Raw genomic sequence first — 24,989 nt, 5'->3', positions numbered from 1 at the left:
TAGCTTTGCAGGGGGAGGGAGACACATGGAAGCACGGATCGAAAAAATTAAGCAGCAACTGCAATCCCAGGGCTACAAACTAACGCCTCAGCGGGAAGCCACCGTCAGAGTTTTACTTGAGAACGAAGATGATCATCTGAGTGCGGAAGATGTATTTATGCTCGTCAAAGAGAAAGCTCCCGAAATCGGTCTGGCAACCGTATACCGTACCCTAGAACTGCTAAGTGAACTGCATGTCGTGGAGAAAATTAATTTTGGTGATGGCGTTGCGCGTTATGATTTGCGCGGCGATACAACCAAACATCACCATCACCATTTGATATGTGTGCAGTGTGGCAGTGTAGATGAAATACTGGAAGATTGGCTTGGACCATTGGAGGAGCGCCTGGAACGGGAATATAATTTTACCGTAGTGGATCATCGTTTGGACTTCCACGGTATTTGTTATCGTTGTAAGGCGAAGAACGATACGACCGCTCAGAAATCTTTCGGCAAATCCAGAAAAAACAAATCTCAGGACTAAAAGCTGACTACCCAAGCTCTCACCGACGAAGATGCGTTCGGGAGAGCTTTTTTGGTTCGGATTCTGTTGTTCGGGATTAAGTGGTATAAAAAGGAATAGCTTGTCATACCCTTCCATAGAGAGTCCTAATTAGGGCCATATTCTGGGGAAAAGGCGGCTGATCCACATGGTACTATCGTTGCGGAGAGGACTAAAATGGCTGCGTTTGGTAATCTTGTTCGGGGTGCTGGCATGTATGTTCTTTTTTAGCCTCAGGCTGTTTACAGATTGGATAACACCTGTAGATCATTACCGAATACCGGAAGGACATGCAGTGAAGGTATTTGGCGGACAAAAAGTAAATGAAGGGTCCGAGCATCGAATGGCAGTGTTGGAACGTTTACGTTTCTTTTACTGGTATGGTGAATAGTCTAAGTAATCGGTCTTGATGAGCTTATGAAATGAAGGCAGCACAAGAAGAAGCAGACGCTGAGACTGAACCGCTGTATGCAGAACAAGGAGACTTTTGGAACTCATGAAAATGTACATTCAACCTTTCGCTCAATATATGGAAGAGGAAAAGGGTTTGTCGCGCAGCACTTTGGAAGCGTATCAACGAGACGTACAGCAGTTTGTCGAGTTCGCAGAAAGCTGTGGTATTGAGCAGCCGGATAATGTCCAACGGTCACATCTGGTACTGTATTTGGGCCATTTGAAGGAACAGGGAAAAGCTGCGGCGACGATATCACGTAGCGTCGCCTCCATTCGCTCCTTTTTTCATTTTCTTATTCGGGAGGGAATTACGATCCATGATCCGTCCGTTCTGCTGGAGTTGCCTAAAGCGACTAAAAAGAAGCCCTCGGTGCTAACGCAGGATGAGATAGAGCGTTTGCTGGCCGCGCCAGATGTGACAGCCCCGCAAGGGGTGCGAGACAAGGCGATGCTGGAGTTGTTATATGCGACGGGCATTCGCGTATCGGAGCTGATTGCCCTAAACGTGCGTGATGTACGCACCGATCTGCGCTTTGTGCACTGTGGCGGCGAGGCAGGCAAGGAGCGTGTTGTACCGATCAGCCGTGAGGCATCACAGTGGGCACAAGCCTACATGGACGAGCAGCGTCTATTATTGCTGAGGTCTGGGCAGGGTGAAGAAACTCAGGTAGAGCAGGAAGCTATGTTCCTGAACGTATCTGGACAGCGTCTCAGTAGACAGGGCTTCTGGAAAATGATTAAGAAGTATGGCCAGGAAGCAGGCATAAGCGAGGATATCACGCCCCACACACTGCGGCATTCCTTTGCGGTACATATGCTGGAGGGCGGAGCGGATTTACGCTCAGTACAGGAAATGCTGGGTCATGCTGATCTGTCAACGACGCAGATATATGCGCAGACGGCAAGACGGAATATGAAGGAAGTATATGAAAAGCATCACCCGCACGGCGGCAACCGCACTTCTCATGAAAGCAAAGATCAAACGTAACGATACTTTGCTTTCATAGAAAATGTGATAATGACTATAACTTTACGATTGTACAAGTCAGGAGAGATATTAATGTCAACAGCCAACCAAGCTACAATTCAGGAAGCAGCAGAATATATCAGTGCCAAAAGCGGAATACGTCCAGAAATTGGTCTTATTCTGGGATCGGGTCTCGGTATTCTGGCCGATTTAATTCAGGATGGAATTAGTATTCCTTATCAGGATATTCCCCATTTTCCTGTATCGACGGTAGAAGGTCACGAGGGAGAATTACTGTTAGGCACGATTGAAGGTCGCGCTGTCGTCATGATGAAAGGGCGCTTCCATATGTATGAGGGCTATGGCCCGCAACTGACGGCTTTCCCAGTTCGGGTGATGAAGCAATTGGGGATTCAAAGTCTGCTGGTGACGAATGCAGCAGGTGGTGTAAATACTTCCTACGAAGCAGGCGATCTGATGGTCATCTCGGATCATCTTAATCTGACAGGACAAAATCCGCTGATCGGACCGAATGATGCCGGTCTGGGCGTTCGTTTTCCAGACATGTCGGAGGCGTACAGCCGCCGCTTGCGTGAAATTGCTAAGCAAACGGCTAACCAACAGGGCTTCAGCCTGCAGGAAGGTGTATATGCTGGATTGCTGGGACCTAACTATGAAACGCCTGCTGAAATCGTCATGCTGCGTACACTGGGTGCAGATGCGGTGGGTATGTCGACCGTATCTGAGGTTATTGTAGCCCGTCATGCAGGTATTGAGGTACTGGGCTTCTCCTGTATCACGAATATGGCCGCAGGCATTCTGGATCAGCCTTTGTCCCATGGTGAAGTGATGGAGACGGCAGAGAAGGTACGTGAGCAATTCTTAAAACTTGTGCTAGCGATTATTCCACAAATGTAGATTGGGGATCATGTTTAACCGAAGCGGTGGACATATATCCAAGAACCCCGTATCCGAACGCCTTTTGTTGGCGTGGGTACGGGGTTCTTTTTCACATACAGCGGTTGAGCTGAGTATGATCTCCTAATGAAGAGGCTGTGTGCTCAATGCAGTTGAATTCGCTTTTTCTGCTACAGCCAGTTTATGTCGTTCTTGCACCTTGATCACAATAACCATAAAAATAATCCAGTAAATAGATAGCGAGTTCAGGAAACGGCTGTCCGTTATATTGTTCAATACGATAAAAAGGAAAAAAACCGCTGCCGTCAGCCATGTATACATATCTGCTTTACCAATTCTGAATTTAAATAAAGTGGTTATGGCGATTGTAATGGTTGCCAGTAGTCCTGTAAGGCCCACATCGATCCACAGATCTCGGAAACCGCTATGGCTGCTTGTCAGATCAAATCGAATTCCATTCGCATAGATACTGGGCCGGGCTGCCCAGTAGGAGCCGTAACCATGTCCAAACCAGTAATGGCTCTGAATAGCACCACCAATCCCCTGCCAGATTTCCGTTCTTCCAGTTAAGGTCGTTGTTTTTCCGAATTCTGACGCAATCGCATCTCCATAAGTTAATATGAATACCAAACCCAAAAGAACGAGCAAGCAGGAACAGCTAATGAAGAAACCGCGCAATGCAATACTTCGGATTCTCTTGAATAGCAATATAAACAATATAAATACGAAGAGCGAAGATGTCAGCACCAAAGAGGTGGTAGATTGGCACTCCATGAGCAATAAGGCATTGAGTAAGATGAAGCCAATATGCAAAACTTTATGTTTACCCCTGAAAAAGTAAATAACATGTGAAACAAAACTTAACAGAGAGAGAGTTCCAAGTGTATTTTTATGACCAGAGATGCCCTTCCACAGCCCTGTATGTTCTACGCCACCATGAATAGCAAAGGACGGAACGAGCAAAACGGCGAGTAGATTGAGTATGCTCAAAATACTTAACGTAACGACTAAGAGGCGAATGCAACCCTGCGTTGTATAATGGGTGACCAAATAGAGTCCAAAGGTAGTGAAGGCAAGAAATTTGAGAACCATCAGCAAAGAAGAGGTCTGCTCTTGTTCAGCCCATAAACAGGAGGCAGCGATGTACAGCATGAGTAGAGTCAGTAACGGATTGTCGGCTAAGGTTGCGATTAATGACTTGAGTGAAGGTAGTAGCATGGTATAGCTAAACAACAGGATAAGCAGGGAAATCGTGATAACTCTGGGGGACAAACCCTGACAAGCATAAGGAATCGAAAAAGCCAGTAAACCAGCTACTGTAAGTACATGTTTCACGATTTCACCGCCTAGATACATTATGTATCTATAATATACAAAACGTATCTTCTTGTACAATAATAATAAAATATTTATTTTCATTTTTCTCAAGCCTAGAGCAAGCCTTATTGTGCATATACTCAGTCCATGCTAAGAAAATGAAGGAATTTTTCGGCTTGGTCAAAAAGGAACATTTTACGTTTTTAAACATGGGGGTGTTCGGGTGGCGGATCATTTTACAGACCGTTTGAAGTTGAATTTGAGTGGTACAGGCAAAGACTTAACGCCGCAGCAATTAAATGATAATTTTAAAACCATTGAAAAAGAATTCATTGAACGCAGTGTAAACGTAAGTTGGTTTGGAGCTGTTGGTGATGGTATTCAGGATGACACGGCAGCTTTGCAGGAATTGATTAATAAGACCCCCGATTATTCCATTCTTCACATCCCCAGTGGACGATACAAAATAACCTCTACCTTACAGATTCGCAAGCAGGGTCTGCGCATTTTTGGCATTCATAAGGGCAGATACCGACAAGGCAAAGGTGTTACGTCGATTGAATATTATGGTACGGGTCCTTGTTTTCAAATTGGAGATGAAAGTCTACCCTCGTTTAGCGGATTTCAAAATGTGCAGTTTCATGACTTATCGATCCGGTACGAGGGGGCTGACAGATCCACATTAAATAATCCGTTTTCGCAGTCAGTGAAGCGTGGATATTATGGCAAAGGTACTTTAGGTATTCAGGATTGGAAGGGCGGCGGAGTTGCCCTGGATAACGTCCTAATTGAGCATTTTGAAACGGCTTTTTGGGGCTATGAAAGTGATGTGAATTTATTTAAATGCACGGAGATTAATTACAATAAAACAGGGATTCACTTGCAGAATAGAAGTTCACAGTTTACTAGCATAGCGCTTTTTACATTGGGGAACGATACGGCATTGGATCTGAATAGCTCCAACGGGGCCCGATTTTTGGCTAGCCAGCACATTAAGGATGGAAGTTCCAATGATATTCCCATTCTAATTAATGATTTTATGAACGCTGAATTTATAGGCTGCTGGTTTGAGGGACTAAGCAAAGAGCATAAGATGACAGTGCCTTCTTTTATTCAAATTGGTGCTACCAAAGAAACGAAAAATGTGGCCTTGCGTGACTCCATTTTAGCGATAGCGGACAAATTCAATGACACCCAATCCGTATGTAACTATTTTGTGGATGTGGTCATTGGCAAAAAAGTTTTGGTGGACGAGGTGGGAGGGTATCCCCGTAATCTAAAGCAGCTTATTTCTTTCTCTGGCAGCTCTTCCACACAGCAGGTGACACTTCGCTCACATTTGGATTTTAGCTATAGCAATAATCGTTATGACGAGAACAATGGGACAGGGCAGGCTTTGCTGCTGGTCGAGAAATACTCGAACAACGGAATTGAGCATTTGGACGAAACCTTTGTTAAAGCCTACCTGGGAGCAAGGCAAAATCTCCCCGCAGGTAGCTGGCAGAAGGTAAAGTTCAATCAAATCAACCATGATGAGCTGATTGAATTCGACGCGGCGAATAGCCGATGGCGAGCCAAGCGAGCTGGGAAATACAGAATACAAGTTTACATTTCGACCGATCCTCAAGTGGATGGTAATCGCACACGGCTGGCACTTCACCTGAATGATGAGCAGCTTGCCGGGAGCTCCGCCTATGCCTATCTCGATGATAGGGTTATCGGCGGACTGAACTATAGTGCATTGAGTGGAGCAATGGAACTTAGACTGGAAGCGAATTCTTTTATTGATATACGGGTGTTTAGTCAAAATACAATGGATATTTTACCGGGTGGCGGTATCACATATCTCACCGTAAGCCGAATTTAAACCATTATTTCACAGACGATAGATGTTCTGTCGTTTTATATATTGGAAAATGCGCACCATGCTGACTCAGCTTGGTGCTATTTGATGTTTTTATCCATATGGAATATTTTTCTTTCATTCTGACGACAATGGTTAGCAGCACGCGAATAGGCCGGAGGGTTAAGTAAATGGGCTCCGGTGCTTTACGCCAATATGTTGAGGAGGGAACCGATTGTGAAGAAAAAAGTGGTGGCGTTCATCCTGGCTTGCCTGGTATCCTTGACTGCCGTCCCTGTCGGCGGTTGGGCCGAAGAAAGCATACCTGAAAGCAAAACCAAAGAGGGATCAGCGGCTGAGCTAGCTCCCCAGGCTCTCTCGGCGATCCTGATGGATGCAGATACGGGCACAGTCATCTATGAAAAAAACAGTCGTGAAAAGCTTCCTCCAGCGAGCATCACCAAGATTATGACGATGCTGCTGACCATGGAGGCCATTCAGGATGGCAAGCTTAAGCTGACCGATAAAGTTCGGGCCAGCGAATATGCATCTTCAATGGGGGGCTCGCAAATTTTCTTGGAGCCGGGAGAAGAAATGACGGTCGATGAGATGCTGAAGGGAATCGCGATGGCTTCCGGCAACGACGCTTCTGTGGCGATGGCTGAGAAAATTGCAGGGTCTGAGCAGGCTTTTGTCGACATGATGAACGCCAAGGTGCAGCAGCTCGGGCTCAAGGATACCCATTTTGCCAATTGCAACGGTTTGCCTGTCGAGAATCACTATTCTTCTGCGCATGATATTGCGGTTATGAGCCGGGAGTTGTTGAAATACCCGCAAATTACGAAATATACGGGAGCCTATCAGGACTATTTGCGCAAATCCTCGGTAAAACCCTTTTGGCTGGTGAATACGAATAAGCTTGTCCGTTTCTATACTGGAGCAGACGGGCTGAAAACAGGCTATACGGGAGAAGCAAAGTTCTGTCTTTCCGCTACTGCGAAGCGTGATGGCTTGCGTGTCGTAGCTGTCGTGCTTGGGGAGCCGAATACGAAGATACGCAACAATGAAGTATCTTCCATGTTCGACTATGCGTTTTCTCAATATACAATGAAATCCATATACAAGCCGGGTGAATTGCTGGGTAGTGTAAAAGTTGAAAAAGGCGTATTGCCAGAGCTGAAAATTCAGGCTGAGCGTTCTTACAGCGTGTTGGTGAAAAAAGGTGGCAACAAACAAACGTTGCGTCATGAATTACAACTGGCCCCAAGCCTCAAAGCTCCTGTCCGGGCTGGTGACCCAGTCGGTAAGCTGGTCGTCTATCAGGATGGACAACGTCTTAAGGAGTTTAATATCACTTCGCCTGTGGCTATCGAAAAGGCCGGATGGTGGAAATTGTTTAAACGTACCATGTCGAACCTATTTTCTTTGTAGATTTTACGGGGTTTTCTTCTAGTTTTGTCGGAGGGCAGGAATCGTCTGCGGCTACGTAGAAATCCTTGTCCAAGACCGGGAGGAGAGTGAGTAAGCATGAACCTGCAAATTGAAATGGAGCATCACCGGGGGGTACTGATTGTAAGGCTGTCTGGTGAGCTTGATCACCATACGTCGGACATGGTCCGTATGCAAATGGATGAGGCGATTCAGCGTCGGCAATGCGAGCATATTGTGCTCAGCCTGAAGAATCTTCAGTTTATGGATAGCTCCGGCCTTGGCGTTATCTTGGGACGGTACAAACTGATCAAGCAAAAGGGCGGGAAAATGGCAGTCTGTGATGTCAATCCGCCAGTACACCGACTGCTGGATATGTCAGGGCTGTTCAAAATCATGCCCATATATGACAACGAGGGAAATGCGCTCACGGAACTGGAGGTAGTGTCATGAGAGAAGGCACGGGTAACAATTTCATGAGCTTGCAGTTTGCTGCCAAATCGGAGAATGAGGCATTTGCTCGTGTGGCTGTCGCGGCATTTATTTCTAGGCTTGATCCCACAATGGATGAGCTAAGTGATTTGAAAACCGTGGTGTCTGAAGCGGTGACCAACAGCATTATTCACGGTTATGACAGCGACCCGTCAGGTGTTGTAACGATCAAAGTCGGGATTGAAGCGGACGTGATTACGTTGGTTATTGAGGACGCAGGCCGAGGAATTGAGGATCTGGAACTTGCCAAGCAACCTCTATATACGTCCAAACCTGAATTGGAACGCTCCGGCATGGGCTTTACGATTATGGAAAATTTCATGGATGAGTTTGAAGCAGTCAGTGAGCCGGGCGGAGGCACGTCGGTCCGGATGAAGAAAAGGATTGAATCCAAGAAAGCTTTATATAATTAGGAGTTGATCCTATGGAAGCAGGAGGAAAAAAAACTTCGCACAGCTATTTGGAGGATGCGGAAGTCAAGCGGCTTATTGCACTGAGTCAATCCGGTGATAATGAGGCTCGTGAGACACTGGTCAATAGTAATATCCGGCTCGTCTGGTCTGTCGTGCAGCGCTTTATGAACCGGGGGTATGAACCTGACGATCTTTTTCAAATTGGTTGCATCGGCTTGTTAAAATCGGTGGATAAATTCGATCTCAGCTACGAAGTCAAATTTTCAACATATGCAGTACCGATGATTATCGGTGAGATTCAACGGTTCCTGCGTGATGACGGTACACTCAAAGTTAGCCGTTCCTTGAAGGAAACGGCTAATAAGGTCCGCAAAATGAAAGACGAGCTATCCAAACGGCTCAACCGTCTGCCTACAGTCAAGGAAGTTGCTGATGAGCTGGGAGTGACACCGGAGGATGTTGTTTTTGCGCAGGAGGCCAATAAGCCGCCTACCTCCATTCACGAAACGGTATTCGAAAATGACGGTGATCCGATTACACTTATGGATCAGATTGCTGACGAATCACAGGAAAGGTGGTTCGACAAGCTGGCACTCAATGAAGCCATTGGCGGACTATCTGAGCGGGAGCGGTTGATTGTGTACCTGCGCTATTACCGGGATCAGACTCAATCAGAGGTTGCAAGTCGGCTTGGTATTTCTCAGGTACAGGTATCACGGCTGGAAAAAAAGATTTTACAACTGATCCGCGATCAGATTGCCCAATAATAACAGTCAGGATCTTAGTGAAATCCTTATGCTTACGTATTTAAAAAGGGTATTCCAAAGCCATTTTAATGGCCAAGGGTACTCTTTTTTGCGTGGGATAAAAGACAATACACAGAATAGGTTTCCTTGCTTCGTTCCATACTAATCGATAATTACGAGGATAAGGAGGGGATCGGATGACTCATAGTCCGGCTCCTACAGTAGCTCCTATTGTCTACTTGCGGCTCCGTAGCCGTGTCCGCATGATACAAGGGCAGGATTTACATTTGGGTGATGTAGCCCATCTGCTGACTAATCCTGAATGGGAAAAGGATCTGCTTGAGCTTGTTCTCAAGCGGCCGCAGCACCAGGACGGTAATCTGATACTGATAGACATGCTGCAGATCATAGCAAAAATTAGAGATCATATTCCGGGGGTCGTAGTTGAATCTCTCGGGAAGCCACATGTACTTGTGGAACTCGTGGAGAAACCCCGTAAGCCGTCCAAAATACTGTTTGTTTTGGTATGGGTGCTTCTGTTTTTTGGCTCTGCGCTAACAATTATGAATTTTCATGCCGACGTTAGCATGATGGAGGTACAGGTTCGGATTGTGGAGATGATTACGGGACATAAAGATGAACATCCGTACCTGTTTCAAATTGCTTACTCGATCGGCATCGGCTTTGGCATGATCGTTTTTTTTAATCACTTGTTCAAGAAAAATTGGAACGAGGAGCCGACGCCGCTGGAGGTGGAAATGTATCTGTACCAGGAAAATGTGGATCAGTATGTTGTGGCAGAGGAGTATGAAAAGATGGCCCGTTTGCACACAAAGGATAAGAAACCATGATATTTGTACAGGCTGCACTTCAGATTATTTTAGGTATTGCTGGGGGCCTTGCGGTGGGTAGCGGTGTAATTGCTTTTTTTATTGTGCTGGATATCATGCCGCGATTAGCACAACTCACCCGTACGTATAAAAAATCACGTGCATACGAAAAGGCAATGATTATAGGTTCAGTGCTGGGGACTGTGGTCGATTTTTGGAACATCTGCTTGCCACTACCGGGCATATTTACATGGATACCTGGGTTATTTTGCGGAGTGTTTATTGGTTTGCTCGCCGCGGCTTTAACGGAGGTATTGAATCTCCTGCCTATACTCGCCAAGCGACTCCACATGACCGTGTATATGTTTGGCCTATTAATGGCAATGGTGCTTGGCAAGGTGACGGGTTCCTTATTTGACTGGTTTGTATACAACCGTTAACAACGAAAGCGAGGGGGCAAGAAATATGGATCACAGAGCGGATCAAGAGCAACATCAAGACGGGGGAATCGGAAAGGAATATCATACTGACGGAGAAGAGTTGAGTCCATGGAAGGAAAAGCAGGCGCAGGAATCTGCACGTTTTAAACACAAAAAAGAGAGTGAGCGGTCTGATAACGTAGAGGAGTCCGTTCGCTACTGGCAGGCCGAAGATGATATATCGCCGAGGATGAAGGATAATAAGAATACACTTGAAACAGTATTAGGTTTGGGGGAGACCTTTGATGTTGTATTCAGGGAAATGACACTGGGTGGGCGTCATACCGGATATCTGTTCCTAAATACCTTTGCCAAAGATCAGATCATGCTTGAAGTGCTAAAGCGTCTCACCTATCTGACGCCGGATAATCTCTCTTCGGATGGACTACAAGCGTATTTCGAAAATTTTATTCCACATATTCAGGTGGAGAAGACAGATAAGATGTCTGTCGTCATTAACAAGGTGCTGACAGGAATGAGTGCCTTTTTCATGGAAGGTGAACGTTTTTCCCTTATTCTGGATACTCGTAATTATCCGGTGCGTAGTCCGGAGGAACCTTCTTTGGAGCGGGTTGTGCGCGGTGCCCGCGACGGGTTTACTGAAACAATGCTTACAAATGTAGGTTTGGTGCGCCGACGTTTGCGGGACCCAGGACTTAAATTTGAGGCTATGCAGGTCGGGCGTCGAACCCGAACAGACGTATGTTTGGGCTACATTGACGATATTGTGGATAAGGTGATGGTGGATACTGTACGAGACAAAATTAAAAATGTTAATTTGGATGGTATTCCGCTGGCCGATAAGCAATTAGAGGAGACGATTATCAATAAAGGTTGGAATCCATATCCATTAGTACGATATTCGGAGCGACCAGATGTCGTGGCATCGCATATTATGGAAGGAAGGCTCGTTATTTTCGTCGATACCTCACCCAGCGTGATGATCTTACCAACCACTTTTTTTGATTTGTGTCAGCATGCAGAAGAGAATCGGCAAACTGCTTTTATGGGAAGTTATTTGCGCTGGGTACGTTTTTTAGGCATATTTGCCTCGATGTTTCTGCTTCCCATGTGGCTGCTAATGGTCATCAATCCCGAATTAAAACCGGCGTTTCTCGATTTTATCGGTCCTCAAAAGGAAGCACATCTTCCGCTGATTGCACAGTTTATCATCGTGGAACTAGGGGTCGATCTTATGCGAATGGCGGCTGTGCATACTCCGACACCGCTGGCTTCCGCTATGGGCTTGATCGCAGCCATTATGGTCGGTGATATAGCGGTTCAGACGGGACTTTTCGTGAATGAGGTCGTGCTGTATATGGCTGTCGCTGCCATAGGAATGTTCGCAACACCGAGCTACGAGCTAGGGCTGGCGAATAGACTGATTCGACTATTCCTGCTGATTGCTGTTGCAATTTTTCACGTACCGGGCTTTGTCGTGGGTACGACACTGATCATTTTGATGCTGACGCTGCATCGGTCATATAATTCTTCGTATTTGTGGCCGTTCATTCCTTTTAATGCCAAAGCGTTAGCTTCCATCTTGTTCCGCATGCCTGTACTAGATGCACCTAACCGCCCGTCATCTAACAAAACGAGGGACAATACGCGTATGCCCCATACGGATGCCGACACAGATTCGAACTCAGGCAATGGACAGGAGCATTAATATAAATGATCTGCATAAAAATCCATTGTTCTTGATGTTTTTTTTGCTATACTGGTGTAAACATTCGATGGAATATGACTAGCTTGTTCCAGAAAGAGAGGCGCCAGAACATGTATTTGCATGGAAGCAGTAAAATTAACAGCAATGGACATTTGGAAATCGGCGGTTGTGATACAACACTTTTGAAAGAGCGTTTTGGCACACCGCTATATATTGTTGACGAACAGTTAGTCCGCCGGCGCTGCCGGGAGTATATAGAAGCTTTTCGTGAAACCGGATTGAAGTTTCAAGTCGCTTATGCAAGCAAAGCGTTTTGTGTTATGGCGATGTGCGCTTTAGCTGCTGAAGAAGGGATGTCGCTTGACGTAGTTTCCAGTGGAGAATTGTTTACTGCGCTACAAGCAGGGTTCCCGGCAGAGCGAATCCATTTCCACGGCAATAACAAAACACCGGAAGAAATTGAAATGGCGTTAGATGCGCAAATTGGCTGCTTCGTCGTCGATAGCGAAATGGAGTTGCATTTGTTGCAGGCCCTTGCCTCCGAGAAAGAACAGCAGGTGAATATCTTACTGCGGGTTACACCAGGGGTTGAGGCGCATACGCATGAATATATGGCCACAGGTCAAGAAGATTCAAAATTTGGCTTTGACATTGGAAACGGTACAGCAAGCCAAGCAGTGGAACAGGCTATCAAGCTAGACCATCTTAACCTGCTGGGGGTACATTCTCATATCGGTTCGCAAATATTCGAAGTGAATGGCTTCCAAATGGCTGCTGAACGGGTTGCAGCTTTTTCCAGAGAAATTAAGGAACAGCTTCAGTTTTCTTTCAAAGTGATTAATCTGGGCGGGGGATTTGGCATTCGCTACACAGAAGAGGACACACCACTGAAAGTATCAACCTATGTACAGGCTATCGGCGAAGCGGTGAAAACTTATTTTTCAGGACTTTACGATGAACTTCCAGAAATTTGGATTGAGCCGGGACGTAGTATTGTAGGCGATTCAGGCACGACCTTATATACGGTAGGAAGCATCAAGGATATCCCGCAGGTACGCAAATATGTCTCGGTAGATGGCGGGATGACAGATAATCCACGCCCTGCACTGTATCAGGCCAAGTATGAAGCGATGCTGGCTAATCGAGCGCAGGATACGAACGAAGAGACGGTGTCCATTGCGGGCAAATGCTGTGAAAGCGGCGATATGCTGATTTGGGATGTAGAGCTGCCTCGTATAAATAGCGGCGATTTGCTCGCTGTTGCCTCAACCGGAGCCTACAATTACTCCATGGCGAGTAATTATAACCGAATACGTCGACCAGCAGTTGTATTTGTCAGCAACGGTGAGGCCGAGTTGGTAGTGCGTCGGGAAACCTACGAAGATATCGTACGCAACGATGTTGTGCCACAGCGCTTGATTCGTGATCAAGCTAGTCCAGTGGTTCAGCCCAACGCCAAGATTACCGTTTCGTCCTGATTTTAGAATTGTAAGATCAAGCAGGCCATTGAGTCGGTAATAATACACCGGGGACAATGGCTTTTTTTTTTGGACAAGACTTTGCTAAGCGCGGCAATTCATAGTAAACTGGAACTTGATGTTATTTAGTTCTCAAAACAGGTTGAAAAGGAGATACAAACAATGAAAAAAGGTAGAATAGATCTTGAAAACGGCGGTATCGTTGAAATTGACTTTTTCCCAGAAGAAGCTCCAAACACCGTTGCTAACTTTGAAAAGCTGGCAAACAGCGGTTACTACAACGGTTTGAGCTTCCACCGTGTCATTCCGGGCTTTGTTGCTCAAGGTGGTTGTCCAATCGGTAACGGTACAGGCGGTCCTGGTTACACGATTGACTGTGAAACAGCTACGAATACAACAAAGCATGCCAAAGGCGTTCTGTCCATGGCTCATGCAGGTCGCAACACAGGTGGCAGCCAATTCTTTATCTGCTACGCTCCACAACCACATTTAGATGGAGTACATACTGTATTTGGTAAAGTAACCAAAGGTATGGAATTCATTGATGCTGTAAAACAAGGCGACAAAATGAAAGAGGTTAAAGTATTTGACGTGTAATTTTACCGTTAATTACATGATCTTTTTCAAATAGCGTTGCACCTAAGCCGTTCTGTCTTTGGACAGGGCGGCTTTTGTTGTCTTTTGTTTGACGGTTTATTGATTTTCGCAATCACGTAGGCGTTACAGTGCGTAAGATCACATTCGAAAAGTAAGTGTTGTGATAGCCTTTCGATAAGAATGCATTTTCCATTTATTTTATATGAGTATTCAAACTCAGTAAGGATTGGAAAAGAAGGGGGCTTATCACATTGTCTATTTTAACGCGCACAAATCGACTCGGATTTTTTGAAATCCGGCTGGAATCCATTGGTGGACTCGGCGCTAATCTGGCTGGCAAAATGTTGGCCGAAACCGGGGTGCTTGGTCTGGGGCTGAATGCTTCAAATTTTTCGTCCTACGGTTCGGAAAAAAAGGGAACTCCGGTTAAAAGCTTCGTCCGCTTCTGTGAGCCGGAGGTCGATATTCGGGATCACAGTCCGATTGAGCAACCGCATGTGGTAGGCATTTTCCATGAAACGTTATACAAAACGGTAAATGTAATCAGCGGACTGCCAGCGGATGGGATTGTAGTGGTTAATTCCACGCGTCCAGCAGAAGAAATACGGGCTGATTTGGGACTGGTATCCGGTACATTGGCGGTGGTGGATGCGATGGGCATCGCACTGGAAGAGCGAACCAAACTAAATACGTCCATGCTCGGTGCCTTGTTCCGTGTCTGTGATTTCCTGGACCCGGAAGCGATGAGATCGGTTATACGCAGTACCTTTGAAAAGAAAAATCCGCTGTTAGTGGAACCTAATCTCCGTACATTTAACCGTGGTTATGAGGAAATGGAACTGCACGTATATCCAGTTACTGATGACGCAGAGGATCGGGTTTTTGAACGTCCGCAGCCATTGATGGGATACGAAACGCAACTACTGGGGGGCGTTATTGCAACTCAGGGAAACAGCATGACGAGAGATGTTAGTGGTTCACGTCAGGGGTATGTGCCTGAATATGAAGCTGATAAATGTACCCATTGTGCCAAGTGTGATTCGATTTGCCCGGATTACTGTTTTGTATGGGAAGAGCAAGCTGACAAACGCGGAAGAATGATGCCATTTTTGCAAGGGATTGATTACCAGTATTGCAAAGGATGTCTGAAATGTGTAGATATTTGCCCATCGGGGGCATTAAGCTCGCGTCGTGAGCAATGGGGATGGGCGGAACAGAATCGAGTTGCCCACCAATTTCCGGTATATGAAGGAGGGCGTGCGTAATGGCAAAACTGGAGGAAGAACTCAAACAGACAGGCGCCGCGCAAGTGACAACGTTCGAATCCGGTAATGAAATGGCAGCTACGGCGGCTGCGCAGATTAATTATCATATGATGGGATATTTCCCGATTACTCCATCTACTGAGGTAGCGCAGTATTTGGATCAGATGAGAACGAGAGGTCAGCATAATATTAAGCTGGTTGCAGCAGACGGAGAACACGGATCGGCAGGGATTTGTTATGGAGCTGCCGCAGCGGGAGCGAGGGTTGTGAACGCCACTAGTTCGCAAGGTTTCCTGTACATGCTGGAGCAGTTACCTGTTCAGTCAGGTACCCGTTTTCCAATGGTTATGAATCTGGTGACACGAGCTGTCAGTGGTCCCCTGGATATTCGCGGGGATCATTCGGATCTGTACTATGGTTTGAATACAGGCTGGGTCATTTTGACGGCAAGTACACCACAGGCTGTGTATGATATGAACATCATGGCACTAAAAATCGCAGAGCATAGCGATGTTCGGCTACCTGTAATGGTTGCATATGACGGTTTTTATACGTCCCATCAAAAACGTAAAGTGCAATATTTTGCAGATGCTGAGACCGTGCGCGGTTTTGTAGGTCCTAACCCGAACTTAAATTATCCGAATATTACTGATTTTGATCATCCTGTTACCGTAGGTGCGCATATGAACGGTGATGACCTGACGAATAATCATGTTCAGCTGTCCGAAGCACTGAAGCTGTCAGAAGGAGTATATGAGCAGGTAGCAGCAGAATATGCCGCTTTATCCGGTCGGGAATACCCGATTTTAGATCTGTATCAAATGGAGGATGCTGAGGTCGCGGTATTCCTGTTGAATTCGGCGGCTGAATCGGCTAAGGATGTGGCGGATCAACTCCGTGCGCGCGGGATTAAAGCTGGTGTGATACGTCCGAATACCATCCGACCGTTCCCAGCCGCACAACTGCGGGAAGCCTTACGTGATGTCAAGGCGCTGCTGGTAGGTGAACGTGCAGACTCGTATGGGGCAGACGGCGGGAACTTAACGCATGAAATTAAGGCGGCCTTGCAGGAGGACCCACTGAATCGGACACTCGTGTTGAGCCGTATCTTTGGCTTGGGCGGCAAGGATTTTTATGCGGAAGATGCAGAGGCGTTCTTCCAGCTTGCGATTGAGGCGGCAGAGGCCGGACGAGCGGAGAAGCCCTTTGATTATTACGGTATTAATCCGGGTTCACCGGACAAGGTGATGCCGCAAGTTATGCAGCCGCCACGTGGCAATGCATACCGTACGGGCCTGATTCAGGTTACGCCGGACGAGGCGACCGGGAAGCTCAAAGTCAAGGTGCCACCCCTGCGGTCGTTGACAACCAAACCACGCCGTCTTACACCAGGTCACGGGGCTTGCCCAGGATGTGGGGCATTGTCTGCGCTGGAACTGTTTTTCAAAGGTATTGAAGGGGATATTGTCGTGTTGTTCCAGACAGGCTGCGTATATGTGACGACGACAGGGTATCCCTATACATCACACAAACAACCGATGATCCACAATCTTTTTCAAAACGGGGCCGCTACACTTTCAGGAGCGCTGGAAGCTTATATGGAAATGAAGCGCCGTAATGAAATTGAAATGTCGGACGATCCGACCTTTATCATGATCAGTGGTGACGGTGGGATGGATATAGGTATGGGTTCTGCCATTGGTGCGGCTCTGCGTAATCATAAGCTGATCATGCTGGAATATGATAACGAAGGGTACATGAATACAGGTTCACAGCAATCATACTCCACTCCGGTTGGTCACATGACTAGTACGTCAGGTGTAGGGAAAATGCAAAAAGGAAAGCAAGGACATCACAAGGATACCGTGCAAATCATGGCTGCTTGTAACATTCCGTATGCTTTTACAGCAGCTGAAAGTCATCCGCAGGATATGCTGCGCAAAGCAGCCAAGGCTCAATGGTATGCGAACAACGTGGGTACGGCCTATGGTAAGATCCTGTGCGCCTGCCCGCTGAATTGGAAATCCGAAGACAGACTGGGCACCAGCATTGTGGGCGCTGCAGTCGAGTCTTGTTTCTTTCCTTTGTACGAAATAGAGCAAGGCAGTACGACGATTACGTACAATCCGGAAGACAAGGGAAAACGGATTCCAGCTGCTGAATGGTTGAAATTAATGGGTAAAACGAAGCATCTTCTCAAGGAGGAGGCTACGCTGGCTACCTTTGAGCAGGAGATTGAGCGTCGCTGGACTATCCTGAAAAAGAAACATGAAATTTCAGAGCTATAATTACGTTTTTTGCATAATCATCGATTAACATTGTTAGCCGCTGTTACTGTAGTGGTTCAATCAAGATTCTTTGCGTTTATTGCGCAAAGAATCTTTTTTGTCGTTTATGGGTTGAAGCATAAAAAAACAGGTAATGATTTCCGATATAGGAGTGGAGGCCTATAAGAGGCACGTTAAAAAGTTTTCTTCTGAATTTTAAGATGCAATGAGGTGCAGGTAATGATTAAGCTGAATACAGTTGAAATAATCGAAATTATAAAGAAGCAGATCCCTAAGGTTATGAACATCAAGCCAGTGGAGCTAAAGTTTACGGATGATTTTGGACGGGCATCGTTGGCAGCGACAGAACACAAATTCACGCTGACGAACCAGCATTATTCTGCCAAGGTGATGGATTGCGTGTTAGAAACACAGGTACGCCCCATTTTAATGTGCGAAATTATTTATTTTCTGAAATGCGAGTTTATTGACGGACATGTTGATGTGCGACTGGATTATGAAGCATGTTCTGAGGAAGGACGGGGACCGGTTGCTTCAGCCGTAATTACCTTTGATCATGCAACAGAGTTGGGAGTCGAGGAACTGGCCGATCTGATTGACTTGGCGCTTCATATGAATGATAAAACCTGGTTTGAAGAACTCTCCAGCCAATATGTCAAAACCAAAGCAGGAGCTTCTATTAGATAACTTGCTTTTTTTAGAAGTCGGTGCTAATATACGTAACAAGTTTAATGTTAATTCAATTAAATAAGAGCAAGATCCTTCGGGGCGGGGCGAAATTCCCCACCGGCGGTGATGACATGTTTGTGGACCGTTTTTGTGAGAAACAGCATGGCTTAGTCCGTGACCCGGATGCTGAATGATCGGCAGAAGGTGGACCTGGTGCAAATCCGGGACCGACAGTATAGTCTGGATGGGAGAAGGATACGAAGCGCATGTGCATGACGTGACATGTGCCGATTTTTAGCATACCCAATTGTGCGTACGGCTTATTTCGTTGTAGGACAGCATCGGGCGATAGTTTGCTTAAGCTTTCTTTTTGATGGTGTTCAGAGCGTATTTGGTTGTATCCTCAGTCATGCTTTCTATTGGCAAACCTATGATTTCATGTCGTCTTAAGATGCATATGAACTGCGCTTGTATACTACAAATGTGACTCTCATCACCCCCATGACGGATTGAATCCGAACTGGGGGTTTTTTGCGCTTATAGCTGATGAATTAGGGATAAACTGAAATGTAGTGGAAAGGAGTGAAGGCATGTTTACCGGATTGGTCGAGGAAGTGGGTCGCATTCAAACTATTTCCAAAAGCGGTGAAGCGATGGTGCTGGGGATTTCGGGTTCCGTGGTGTTGGGCGATTTGAAAATAGGAGACAGTGTCTCAGTGAATGGCGTTTGCCTGACGGCGATACAGATCGGTACGAAAGACTTTAAGGTTGATGTGATGCCGGAAACCTTTCGCAGCAGTAATCTGAAAGAGTTGAGATCAGGCAGCCGAGTCAACCTGGAGCGAGCGATGGCGGCGAGCGGAAGGTTCGGAGGACATATCGTGCAAGGACATGTGGACGGGACGGGAACGATTCGCGGGGTAACATCAGATCAGAATGCAGTTGTGTTCGAAATTGAGCCTAAAAATCAAACATTATTTAAATATATTCTTCTCAAAGGGTCAATCACAATTGATGGTATCAGCCTCACAGTCGCACAGCGTACGAGAGATACCTTTGCCGTATCCATTATTCCCCACACCTTATCCGAAACGGCCTTACAAGCCAAACGTGAGGGAGATACCGTCAATATCGAATGCGATATTTTGGGCAAATATGTAGAACAGCTTTTAAATTACAGAGGTGCAGCGGAGGCGGAGAGAGTAGAAGAAGCTCCTCTCAGTTTGGACTATTTGGCGAAACACGGCTTTGCCTGATATTGAAGGGTAAGCCTGTTTAGGAGCATTCGTGGCACAAGACATAAGGAGGAAAGTGTTATGGATAGAGGTAGCCAAACAAGTGCAATGGCAAACGTCATAGAGCATGGCGAGTTGGAACATGACGAAGAGATTCGTTTGGATTCCATCGAAGCAGCGTTGGAGGACTTAAAAAACGGTAAAGTTGTTATTGTGGTGGATGATGAACAGCGCGAAAATGAAGGCGATTTTATCGCTTTGGCTGAAAAAGCGTCGCCTGAGGTCATTAATTTCATGATTACAGAAGGTCGCGGGTTGGTCTGTGTGCCAATCACACGACAAAGAGCCGAGGCCTTGGAATTGCATCCTATGGTAGAGCAAAATACAGATTTCCACGGTACTGCCTTTACGGTATCGGTAGATCATATGGAGACAACAACGGGTATTTCAGCGGCCGAGCGCTCCTTGACTGTACGCGCCTTGGCAGACGAAGCAGTCACAGGCAGTGATTTCCGCAAGCCTGGTCACATGTTCCCGCTGATTGCTCGCGATGGTGGTGTCTTGCAGCGTGCTGGTCACACTGAAGCGGCTGTTGATCTGGCCCGACTCAGTGGCTTCAAGCCTGCTGGGGTCATTTGCGAAATTATAAAGGAAGATGGCTCAATGGCCCGCCTGCCTGATCTGGCAGTGGTCGCCAAGCGACATCAATTGAAGCTGATCAGTATTCAGCATTTGGTGGACTACCGTCGTCGTTTGTCATTGTAAAAATACATCTTGGTTCCAAGTAAATCTGAAGTATTGTCCGAAGTCCCTAAATAATTAAACTAAGAGAGGTTGATTAAACATGGCACGTTTTCTAGAAGGTAATCTCGTATCGAACGGTTTAAAATATGGTATTGTGGTAGGCAGATTTAATGAGTTTATTACGAGCAAGCTGTTAAGCGGCGCAATTGACGCACTTCAACGACATGGTGCACAGGAAGATGAAATTGATGTAGCCTGGGTTCCGGGTGCATTTGAAATTTCACTGATTGCACAAAAAATGGCTGCAAGTGGCAAATATGATGCCGTAATTACGCTGGGTACGGTCATCCGTGGTTCTACTTCACATTATGATATCGTCTGCAATGAAGTGGCCAAGGGTGTGGCAGCGAGCAGCCTGAAAACGGGAGTGCCCGTTATTTTTGGTGTAGTGACTACAGAAAACATTGAACAGGCTATTGAACGAGCAGGTACGAAGGCTGGTAATAAAGGTTGGGATTCTGCATTGGCTGCGATTGAAATGGCCAATCTCGGCAAGCAATTTTAATTATAGGAATAGCTGAATAGAACGCTATAAACTGCAAGGTGAAAAAGGGATTGGATTGTTAAGCAAGGCGATGACGTATATACTACAGAAAGAGGGATTGATAACGTAGAGCATAAGTGCTATAGGGAAAGGTATTGTTGAATGATGATTGGAGTAAGGCAGGGGGAAGCACATTGACAGTCGTAAATTACAAGCTGGAAACATTCGAGGGTCCGCTGGATCTACTGTTGCATCTGATTGATAAAGCCGAGATCGACATTCAGGATATCCCGATTAGCGATATTACTGATCAGTATATGGCTTTTTTGCACAGTATGCAGGAGCTGGAACTGGACATTACGAGCGAGTTTCTGGTGATGGCGGCGACGCTCTTATCTATTAAGAGTAAATTGTTGCTTCCCAAGCCACCTGTGATGGAATATGACGATTTGGATTTTTATGAGGAAGAGGATTATGATCCACGTGAGGAACTGGTCCGCAAGCTGGTGGAGTATCGTAAATATAAAGGGATTGCTCGCCATCTAAGTGAACGTGAGTGGGAGCGGAGTCTAATTTATGGCAAGGAGCCAGAAGATCTAAGCGCATTCCTGCCTACTGAACCCGTAAATCCGGTACATGGGCTGCATGCAAGCGATTTGGTCGCGGCCTTTCAGCGTGCTTTGCGCAAAGCAGAACGACGTACGACGGTAACTCGTGTTCATCGGGACGAAATTTCAGTCAAGGACCGTATCCGGCAAGTTATCGGAGCTTTAGAGATGGTGGGGAATGGAGGACGGCTGCTGTTCTCTAAGCTGATGCATGAGGATATGTATCGACATGAAGTGGTTGTGACCTTTTTGGCTATCCTTGAACTGATGAAAATGAAACAAATTTTCTGTTATCAGGAGAAGCTTTTCGATGATATTGTAATGGAGTGGAGAGGGGATTTACGGGTTAATGGATTATCTGAAGCTGAAATCAATTATTGAGGGACTGCTGTTTCTCGCAGGAGAGGAAGGGTTGTCCACCAAGCAGATCGCCGACATTGTAGAGCAGCAGCAAGAGCTGGTTGAACAGTGCCTGGAAGATATGAAGCAGGACATGGAGCAGGGAGGAAGAGGCCTGCAACTTGTCCGTATTGCCGGTCATTATCAGCTTGCAACTTTATCCGAACATGCACCTTACTTTGAAAAGCTCGCATACTCTCCGGCACGTGCCTCACTGTCTCAAGCTGCTTTGGAGACGCTGGCCATTGTGGCCTACCGCCAGCCCATTACAAGAGTTGAAATCGAAGAGATTCGGGGTGTCAAATCCGAGCGGGCCATACATACACTGGTCAACAAGGAGCTCATTGAAGAGAAAGGTCGAGCTGAAGCCATCGGACGGCCAATATTGTACGGAACGACGAAATCATTTTTGGATTATTTCGGTCTGGGCTCTTTGGCAGATCTACCACAACCGGAGTTGTTCGAAGATTCGGACAATTTGGAGGAAGAGACTCAATTATTGTTCGAGCGTCTGGAGAGCAGCCAGCCTGCAGCCAACGATCTGGATCTTGAATCCCAATAAAGTTCATCCGGATCTTGCAGCTCACTTATGTAAAATATCAAATAGACAGCCAGTCCTCAAGTAGTTAGGGGCTGGCTGTTGGTATTTTAAGATGCATGATTTTCCGGCGAACGGTCATACTATTTTTGCCATGATATTTATAGCAAAAAGGTAGGGAGGACTCGCCAGTGTGGAAATGGATCAGTATCGCCATCATCGTCGTTATATTACTTGTGCTGGCTATTTTGCTCTCTCGTATTCGATTGAAGCTGGATATTGCCAAACATGACAATGATGATCGGGCGCATCTAGAGATCAGATTTCTATACGGGATGATTAAAATAAATTACGATGTTCCGGCCATTCTCATAACAGGTTTGAAAAAAGGGCTTCTCTATCGGCTTGATCGCAACAAAAACATACATAAAACGGATGCCTCCGTGGATAGCGGTAATATTGATACAGAAAAAATCAAGCAATTTATATATGATATACAGGTTTTGCTCAAGGGTACAAAATCATTGCAGAGATGGATGAAACAAACATTGACCCATGTGACGATGTCCAAAATGGAATGGTCTACCAATATTAGCCTTGCAGACGCGGCCTATACAGCGACCTCAACCGGTATTTTGTGGGGATTAAAAACGACCTTGATCGGTTTTGCTTCCAGCTTTGTGCGCATGGACTGTACCCCCAAGCTGTATGTTGTGCCCTATTGGGTGGATCGCCTACGATTTACCACCACCTTGAACTGTGAAGCAAAAATATCGCTCGGCTATTTAATTTTCTCCATGACCATCTTATCTTACCGCATCTGGCGCGTTCCGGGTGGACCGGAGGCATGGAAACGGGTTTTTTCAAAGAAAACTGAGAATCGTCATAAATAGTGTAGAGTGATGAGCGCCAACATAGGGTAGTCATAAAAAAGCGGAGATCACGTGGGCACGAGGGGATGCATACATATTTCCTTGAACTGCTGCACACAATAGCGAAAGAAAAGGCAGTCTACGCTTGAGATAAGCAGAGGAGGAATTAATCATGTCAGATCACCCGATTCAAGGGCTCATGCAAACCGCAATGGAAAACATCAAAGCCATGGTAGATGTGAATACGATTGTAGGAGACGCGGTGGAAACACCCGATGGTTCCGTTATTTTGCCAATCAGTAAGGTAGGATTTGGTTTCGCTGCCGGGGGAAGTGATTTTAACGTAGACGAAGAGGCACTTCATACTTCCTCGGCTTCGGGTAATCATAGCGGGAAGGAAGGTCATCCTTTTGGTGGCGGTAGCGGTGGTGGTGTATCTATTCATCCCATTGCTTTTCTGGTTGTTGGCAAACAGGGGGCACAAATCGTTCCATTGGACAATCAAACGCATCTGATTGAGAAACTCATTGACTCCACCCCATACCTGATTGATAAGGTTCAGTCTATCTTCCGGAATGCAGGCGGCAACGTGCAGACTCCACCCCCACAGGTACCTGTAGATATTAATATTGATCAGAGTAATTCTGGACCGGCTTACTTGTAAAAGTCATTGGAAATGAAAAGCGTTCTCTCAGGAAGGTATCCCAAAGCCGAGTATAGGCTAAGGAATACCTTCTTTTTTGCTTACACTTGGCCCTATCCCCGAATATACTGCCTTCCCCCAATGACAGCATGTATACGGTGACTGTATTCCTGGTGATACAAAGTAGGCAGCGACAATTCATTTTTTCGATTTCCTTCGGTAGCGAACTGCGATAAGTAGATGAAGTCCGGATAGACCACTTCATTCGTCAAATAAGCAGATACCGTGGCTTCCGGCCGACGATGTTGATTCAGGGAATCGATAATACCCTTCGCCGGCAAGATGCCAATCCCATGTCCATAAAACAAGTCTTCCTTCAGCTTAACGACATTTTCTCCTTTCCATTCCAATGTTTCAGATGACACATCCGGATTGTTGAAATACAGAATATCGCCAGGAGCTGCTTTATGACTCCCTTGCTGCTGTATGAGCCTGAGGTCACTGTCATAATGCCAGTCATACAGCAGCATACCTGCAAAAATCCGATTAAACTCACTTTCCAGAATGGAATCCAGCACTCCTTTGTACAGCACAATAACCATAGCTGTTGCACATTCAAAAGCGTATTGATGACCGTTTAAAAAAATGTCTCTGATCCCCTCTGCCGGAGTGACACCTGCTTTAATCTGAAAACCACCCTTTTCCGTTAAATCCCAAAATTGCTGGTTGCAACGTGCGGTAGCAAAAGTGGCAAAGGATACACCGCTTCGATGCAATGCTTCTGCGGACTCTACAATCCGTGATCTTAAAATCATTTCAAACTGGAGACGCAGCATGATGTAACCCCCAAATCCATATTTAACTTTGGTAACTAATATATATGTACTCGGGAGGGCAAGTTGCTTGGTTTATGCAGAAAGAAAGCAAAAAGAGAGCGGCTAATGGCTGTCCCGTAAAGGAATTTTCTGTTATAAAGGTGGACATACTTTGAACAGCTTGGACATAGAATGGTA

26 protein-coding genes and 1 riboswitch are annotated in these 24,989 nt (G+C 46.1%); of the genes, 24 read left to right on the top strand and 2 right to left on the bottom strand.

What is annotated here, in order from left to right; all coding sequences use genetic code 11:
- The first annotated feature begins 25 nt into the window (after positions 1-25).
- The 4 genes from fur to G9G54_RS08335 all read left to right on the top strand — a co-directional run bounded on the left by fur (position 26) and on the right by G9G54_RS08335 (position 2,879).
- Positions 26-523 carry a ferric iron uptake transcriptional regulator gene (fur, locus tag G9G54_RS08350; RefSeq protein WP_165177279.1) on the top strand — a complete coding sequence of 166 codons (498 nt, stop codon included), beginning with the start codon at positions 26-28 and terminating at the stop codon, positions 521-523.
- A gap of 166 nt (positions 524-689) precedes the next feature.
- Positions 690-932: a YqzK family protein gene (locus tag G9G54_RS08345; protein ID WP_165177277.1), complete on the top strand. Its 243-nt coding sequence runs from the start codon at positions 690-692 to the stop codon at positions 930-932.
- A 105-nt stretch (positions 933-1,037) separates the two neighbouring features.
- The gene (gene xerD / locus G9G54_RS08340) at positions 1,038-1,982 is read left to right on the top strand and encodes a site-specific tyrosine recombinase XerD (RefSeq protein WP_165177275.1); all 945 of its coding nucleotides are present in this window, start codon (positions 1,038-1,040) and stop codon (positions 1,980-1,982) included.
- Between the two features lie 72 nt (positions 1,983-2,054).
- Complete coding sequence (locus G9G54_RS08335; RefSeq protein ID WP_165177273.1) at positions 2,055-2,879, top strand: purine-nucleoside phosphorylase; 825 nt, start codon at positions 2,055-2,057, stop codon at positions 2,877-2,879.
- A 123-nt stretch (positions 2,880-3,002) separates the two neighbouring features.
- Here the strand turns inward: G9G54_RS08335 and G9G54_RS08330 are convergent, their stop codons facing one another.
- Complete coding sequence (locus tag G9G54_RS08330; RefSeq protein WP_165177271.1) at positions 3,003-4,214, bottom strand: O-antigen ligase family protein; 1,212 nt, start codon at positions 4,212-4,214, stop codon at positions 3,003-3,005.
- Positions 4,215-4,419: 205 nt separating this feature from the next.
- On the opposite strand from G9G54_RS08330, the gene G9G54_RS08325 reads away from it, so the two are divergent.
- The 20 genes from G9G54_RS08325 to ytfJ all read left to right on the top strand — a co-directional run bounded on the left by G9G54_RS08325 (position 4,420) and on the right by ytfJ (position 23,997).
- Positions 4,420-6,063 carry a glycosyl hydrolase family 28-related protein gene (locus G9G54_RS08325; RefSeq protein ID WP_165177269.1) on the top strand — a complete coding sequence of 548 codons (1,644 nt, stop codon included), beginning with the start codon at positions 4,420-4,422 and terminating at the stop codon, positions 6,061-6,063.
- Between the two features lie 213 nt (positions 6,064-6,276).
- Positions 6,277-7,470, top strand: coding sequence for a D-alanyl-D-alanine carboxypeptidase family protein (locus G9G54_RS08320; protein WP_165177267.1), 1,194 nt, complete (start codon positions 6,277-6,279; stop codon positions 7,468-7,470).
- Positions 7,471-7,566: 96 nt separating this feature from the next.
- Positions 7,567-7,920, top strand: coding sequence for an anti-sigma F factor antagonist (spoIIAA, locus tag G9G54_RS08315; protein WP_013310782.1), 354 nt, complete (start codon positions 7,567-7,569; stop codon positions 7,918-7,920).
- The gene (gene spoIIAB / locus G9G54_RS08310) at positions 7,917-8,372 is read left to right on the top strand and encodes an anti-sigma F factor (protein ID WP_007430887.1); all 456 of its coding nucleotides are present in this window, start codon (positions 7,917-7,919) and stop codon (positions 8,370-8,372) included. The genes spoIIAA and spoIIAB overlap by 4 nt, the downstream gene beginning before the upstream one ends.
- An 11-nt stretch (positions 8,373-8,383) precedes the next feature.
- Positions 8,384-9,139: an RNA polymerase sporulation sigma factor SigF gene (gene sigF / locus G9G54_RS08305; protein ID WP_023989213.1), complete on the top strand. Its 756-nt coding sequence runs from the start codon at positions 8,384-8,386 to the stop codon at positions 9,137-9,139.
- Between the two features lie 176 nt (positions 9,140-9,315).
- Positions 9,316-9,969: a stage V sporulation protein AA gene (locus G9G54_RS08300; protein ID WP_039270998.1), complete on the top strand. Its 654-nt coding sequence runs from the start codon at positions 9,316-9,318 to the stop codon at positions 9,967-9,969.
- Entirely contained in the window at positions 9,966-10,388 is a 423-nt protein-coding gene (locus G9G54_RS08295; protein ID WP_039271000.1) for a stage V sporulation protein AB, read from the top strand. Before G9G54_RS08300 ends, G9G54_RS08295 begins: the two co-directional genes overlap by 4 nt.
- Before the next feature lie 25 nt (positions 10,389-10,413).
- A complete protein-coding gene (locus G9G54_RS08290) occupies positions 10,414-12,096 on the top strand; it encodes a spore germination protein (RefSeq protein WP_165177265.1) in 1,683 nt (560 codons plus the stop codon).
- Positions 12,097-12,206: 110 nt separating this feature from the next.
- Complete coding sequence (gene lysA / locus G9G54_RS08285) at positions 12,207-13,574, top strand: diaminopimelate decarboxylase (protein WP_165177263.1); 1,368 nt, start codon at positions 12,207-12,209, stop codon at positions 13,572-13,574.
- 162 nt (positions 13,575-13,736) lie between these two features.
- A complete protein-coding gene (locus G9G54_RS08280) occupies positions 13,737-14,171 on the top strand; it encodes a peptidylprolyl isomerase (protein WP_013310775.1) in 435 nt (144 codons plus the stop codon).
- 251 nt (positions 14,172-14,422) lie between these two features.
- Positions 14,423-15,436 (top strand): 2-oxoacid:acceptor oxidoreductase family protein, encoded by a 1,014-nt coding sequence (locus G9G54_RS08275; protein ID WP_069289833.1) that lies wholly within the window; start codon positions 14,423-14,425, stop codon positions 15,434-15,436.
- Positions 15,436-17,724, top strand: coding sequence for a thiamine pyrophosphate-dependent enzyme (locus G9G54_RS08270; RefSeq protein ID WP_165177261.1), 2,289 nt, complete (start codon positions 15,436-15,438; stop codon positions 17,722-17,724). Before G9G54_RS08275 ends, G9G54_RS08270 begins: the two co-directional genes overlap by 1 nt.
- A gap of 219 nt (positions 17,725-17,943) precedes the next feature.
- Entirely contained in the window at positions 17,944-18,411 is a 468-nt protein-coding gene (locus G9G54_RS08265; RefSeq protein WP_013310772.1) for an IDEAL domain-containing protein, read from the top strand.
- 68 nt (positions 18,412-18,479) lie between these two features.
- Positions 18,480-18,653, top strand: a riboswitch (FMN riboswitch).
- A 330-nt stretch (positions 18,654-18,983) separates the two neighbouring features.
- Positions 18,984-19,649, top strand: a complete 666-nt coding sequence (gene ribE / locus G9G54_RS08260) for a riboflavin synthase (protein WP_165177259.1) — start codon at positions 18,984-18,986, stop codon at positions 19,647-19,649.
- A 60-nt stretch (positions 19,650-19,709) separates the two neighbouring features.
- Positions 19,710-20,393: a 3,4-dihydroxy-2-butanone-4-phosphate synthase gene (gene ribB / locus G9G54_RS08255; RefSeq protein ID WP_080710688.1), complete on the top strand. Its 684-nt coding sequence runs from the start codon at positions 19,710-19,712 to the stop codon at positions 20,391-20,393.
- 79 nt (positions 20,394-20,472) lie between these two features.
- Positions 20,473-20,937, top strand: a complete 465-nt coding sequence (ribH, locus tag G9G54_RS08250) for a 6,7-dimethyl-8-ribityllumazine synthase (RefSeq protein ID WP_023989205.1) — start codon at positions 20,473-20,475, stop codon at positions 20,935-20,937.
- A gap of 173 nt (positions 20,938-21,110) precedes the next feature.
- Positions 21,111-21,905 carry a segregation and condensation protein A gene (locus G9G54_RS08245; RefSeq protein ID WP_029517304.1) on the top strand — a complete coding sequence of 265 codons (795 nt, stop codon included), beginning with the start codon at positions 21,111-21,113 and terminating at the stop codon, positions 21,903-21,905.
- The gene (gene scpB, locus G9G54_RS08240; protein ID WP_013310766.1) at positions 21,874-22,485 is read left to right on the top strand and encodes an SMC-Scp complex subunit ScpB; all 612 of its coding nucleotides are present in this window, start codon (positions 21,874-21,876) and stop codon (positions 22,483-22,485) included. Before G9G54_RS08245 ends, scpB begins: the two co-directional genes overlap by 32 nt.
- A 167-nt stretch (positions 22,486-22,652) precedes the next feature.
- On the top strand, positions 22,653-23,354 hold the full coding sequence (locus tag G9G54_RS08235) for a DUF2953 domain-containing protein (RefSeq protein WP_165177257.1): 702 nt from the start codon (positions 22,653-22,655) through the stop codon (positions 23,352-23,354).
- A 151-nt stretch (positions 23,355-23,505) separates the two neighbouring features.
- Positions 23,506-23,997, top strand: a complete 492-nt coding sequence (gene ytfJ / locus G9G54_RS08230) for a GerW family sporulation protein (RefSeq protein WP_039271014.1) — start codon at positions 23,506-23,508, stop codon at positions 23,995-23,997.
- 92 nt (positions 23,998-24,089) lie between these two features.
- Here the strand turns inward: ytfJ and G9G54_RS08225 are convergent, their stop codons facing one another.
- Positions 24,090-24,812 (bottom strand): protein-glutamine gamma-glutamyltransferase, encoded by a 723-nt coding sequence (locus G9G54_RS08225; protein WP_165177255.1) that lies wholly within the window; start codon positions 24,810-24,812, stop codon positions 24,090-24,092.
- Positions 24,813-24,989: the final 177 nt, after the last annotated feature.

It is taken from the genome of Paenibacillus sp. EKM212P, from assembly GCF_011066115.1.
Taxonomy (GTDB): Bacteria; Bacillota; Bacilli; order Paenibacillales; family Paenibacillaceae; genus Paenibacillus; species Paenibacillus polymyxa_B.
The sequence above is the reverse complement of the archived record's forward strand: the minus strand, read 5'-3'. Positions and strand labels throughout refer to the sequence as shown.

Excerpts from the sequence above, each read along its gene's own strand:
- fur (WP_165177279.1), top strand. The coding sequence starts at position 26 with ATGGAAGCACGGATCGAAAAAATTAAGCAGCAACTGCAATCCCAGGGC.
- G9G54_RS08345 (WP_165177277.1), top strand. The coding sequence starts at position 690 with ATGGTACTATCGTTGCGGAGAGGACTAAAATGGCTGCGTTTGGTAATC.
- xerD (WP_165177275.1), top strand. The coding sequence starts at position 1,038 with ATGAAAATGTACATTCAACCTTTCGCTCAATATATGGAAGAGGAAAAG.
- G9G54_RS08335 (WP_165177273.1), top strand. The coding sequence starts at position 2,055 with ATGTCAACAGCCAACCAAGCTACAATTCAGGAAGCAGCAGAATATATC.
- spoIIAA (WP_013310782.1), top strand. The coding sequence starts at position 7,567 with ATGAACCTGCAAATTGAAATGGAGCATCACCGGGGGGTACTGATTGTA.
- spoIIAB (WP_007430887.1), top strand. The coding sequence starts at position 7,917 with ATGAGAGAAGGCACGGGTAACAATTTCATGAGCTTGCAGTTTGCTGCC.
- sigF (WP_023989213.1), top strand. The coding sequence starts at position 8,384 with ATGGAAGCAGGAGGAAAAAAAACTTCGCACAGCTATTTGGAGGATGCG.
- G9G54_RS08300 (WP_039270998.1), top strand. The coding sequence starts at position 9,316 with ATGACTCATAGTCCGGCTCCTACAGTAGCTCCTATTGTCTACTTGCGG.
- G9G54_RS08295 (WP_039271000.1), top strand. The coding sequence starts at position 9,966 with ATGATATTTGTACAGGCTGCACTTCAGATTATTTTAGGTATTGCTGGG.
- G9G54_RS08290 (WP_165177265.1), top strand. The coding sequence starts at position 10,414 with ATGGATCACAGAGCGGATCAAGAGCAACATCAAGACGGGGGAATCGGA.
- lysA (WP_165177263.1), top strand. The coding sequence starts at position 12,207 with ATGTATTTGCATGGAAGCAGTAAAATTAACAGCAATGGACATTTGGAA.
- G9G54_RS08280 (WP_013310775.1), top strand. The coding sequence starts at position 13,737 with ATGAAAAAAGGTAGAATAGATCTTGAAAACGGCGGTATCGTTGAAATT.
- G9G54_RS08270 (WP_165177261.1), top strand. The coding sequence starts at position 15,436 with ATGGCAAAACTGGAGGAAGAACTCAAACAGACAGGCGCCGCGCAAGTG.
- G9G54_RS08265 (WP_013310772.1), top strand. The coding sequence starts at position 17,944 with ATGATTAAGCTGAATACAGTTGAAATAATCGAAATTATAAAGAAGCAG.
- ribE (WP_165177259.1), top strand. The coding sequence starts at position 18,984 with ATGTTTACCGGATTGGTCGAGGAAGTGGGTCGCATTCAAACTATTTCC.
- ribB (WP_080710688.1), top strand. The coding sequence starts at position 19,710 with ATGGATAGAGGTAGCCAAACAAGTGCAATGGCAAACGTCATAGAGCAT.
- ribH (WP_023989205.1), top strand. The coding sequence starts at position 20,473 with ATGGCACGTTTTCTAGAAGGTAATCTCGTATCGAACGGTTTAAAATAT.
- scpB (WP_013310766.1), top strand. The coding sequence starts at position 21,874 with ATGGATTATCTGAAGCTGAAATCAATTATTGAGGGACTGCTGTTTCTC.
- ytfJ (WP_039271014.1), top strand. The coding sequence starts at position 23,506 with ATGTCAGATCACCCGATTCAAGGGCTCATGCAAACCGCAATGGAAAAC.
- G9G54_RS08225 (WP_165177255.1), bottom strand. The coding sequence starts at position 24,812 with ATGCTGCGTCTCCAGTTTGAAATGATTTTAAGATCACGGATTGTAGAG.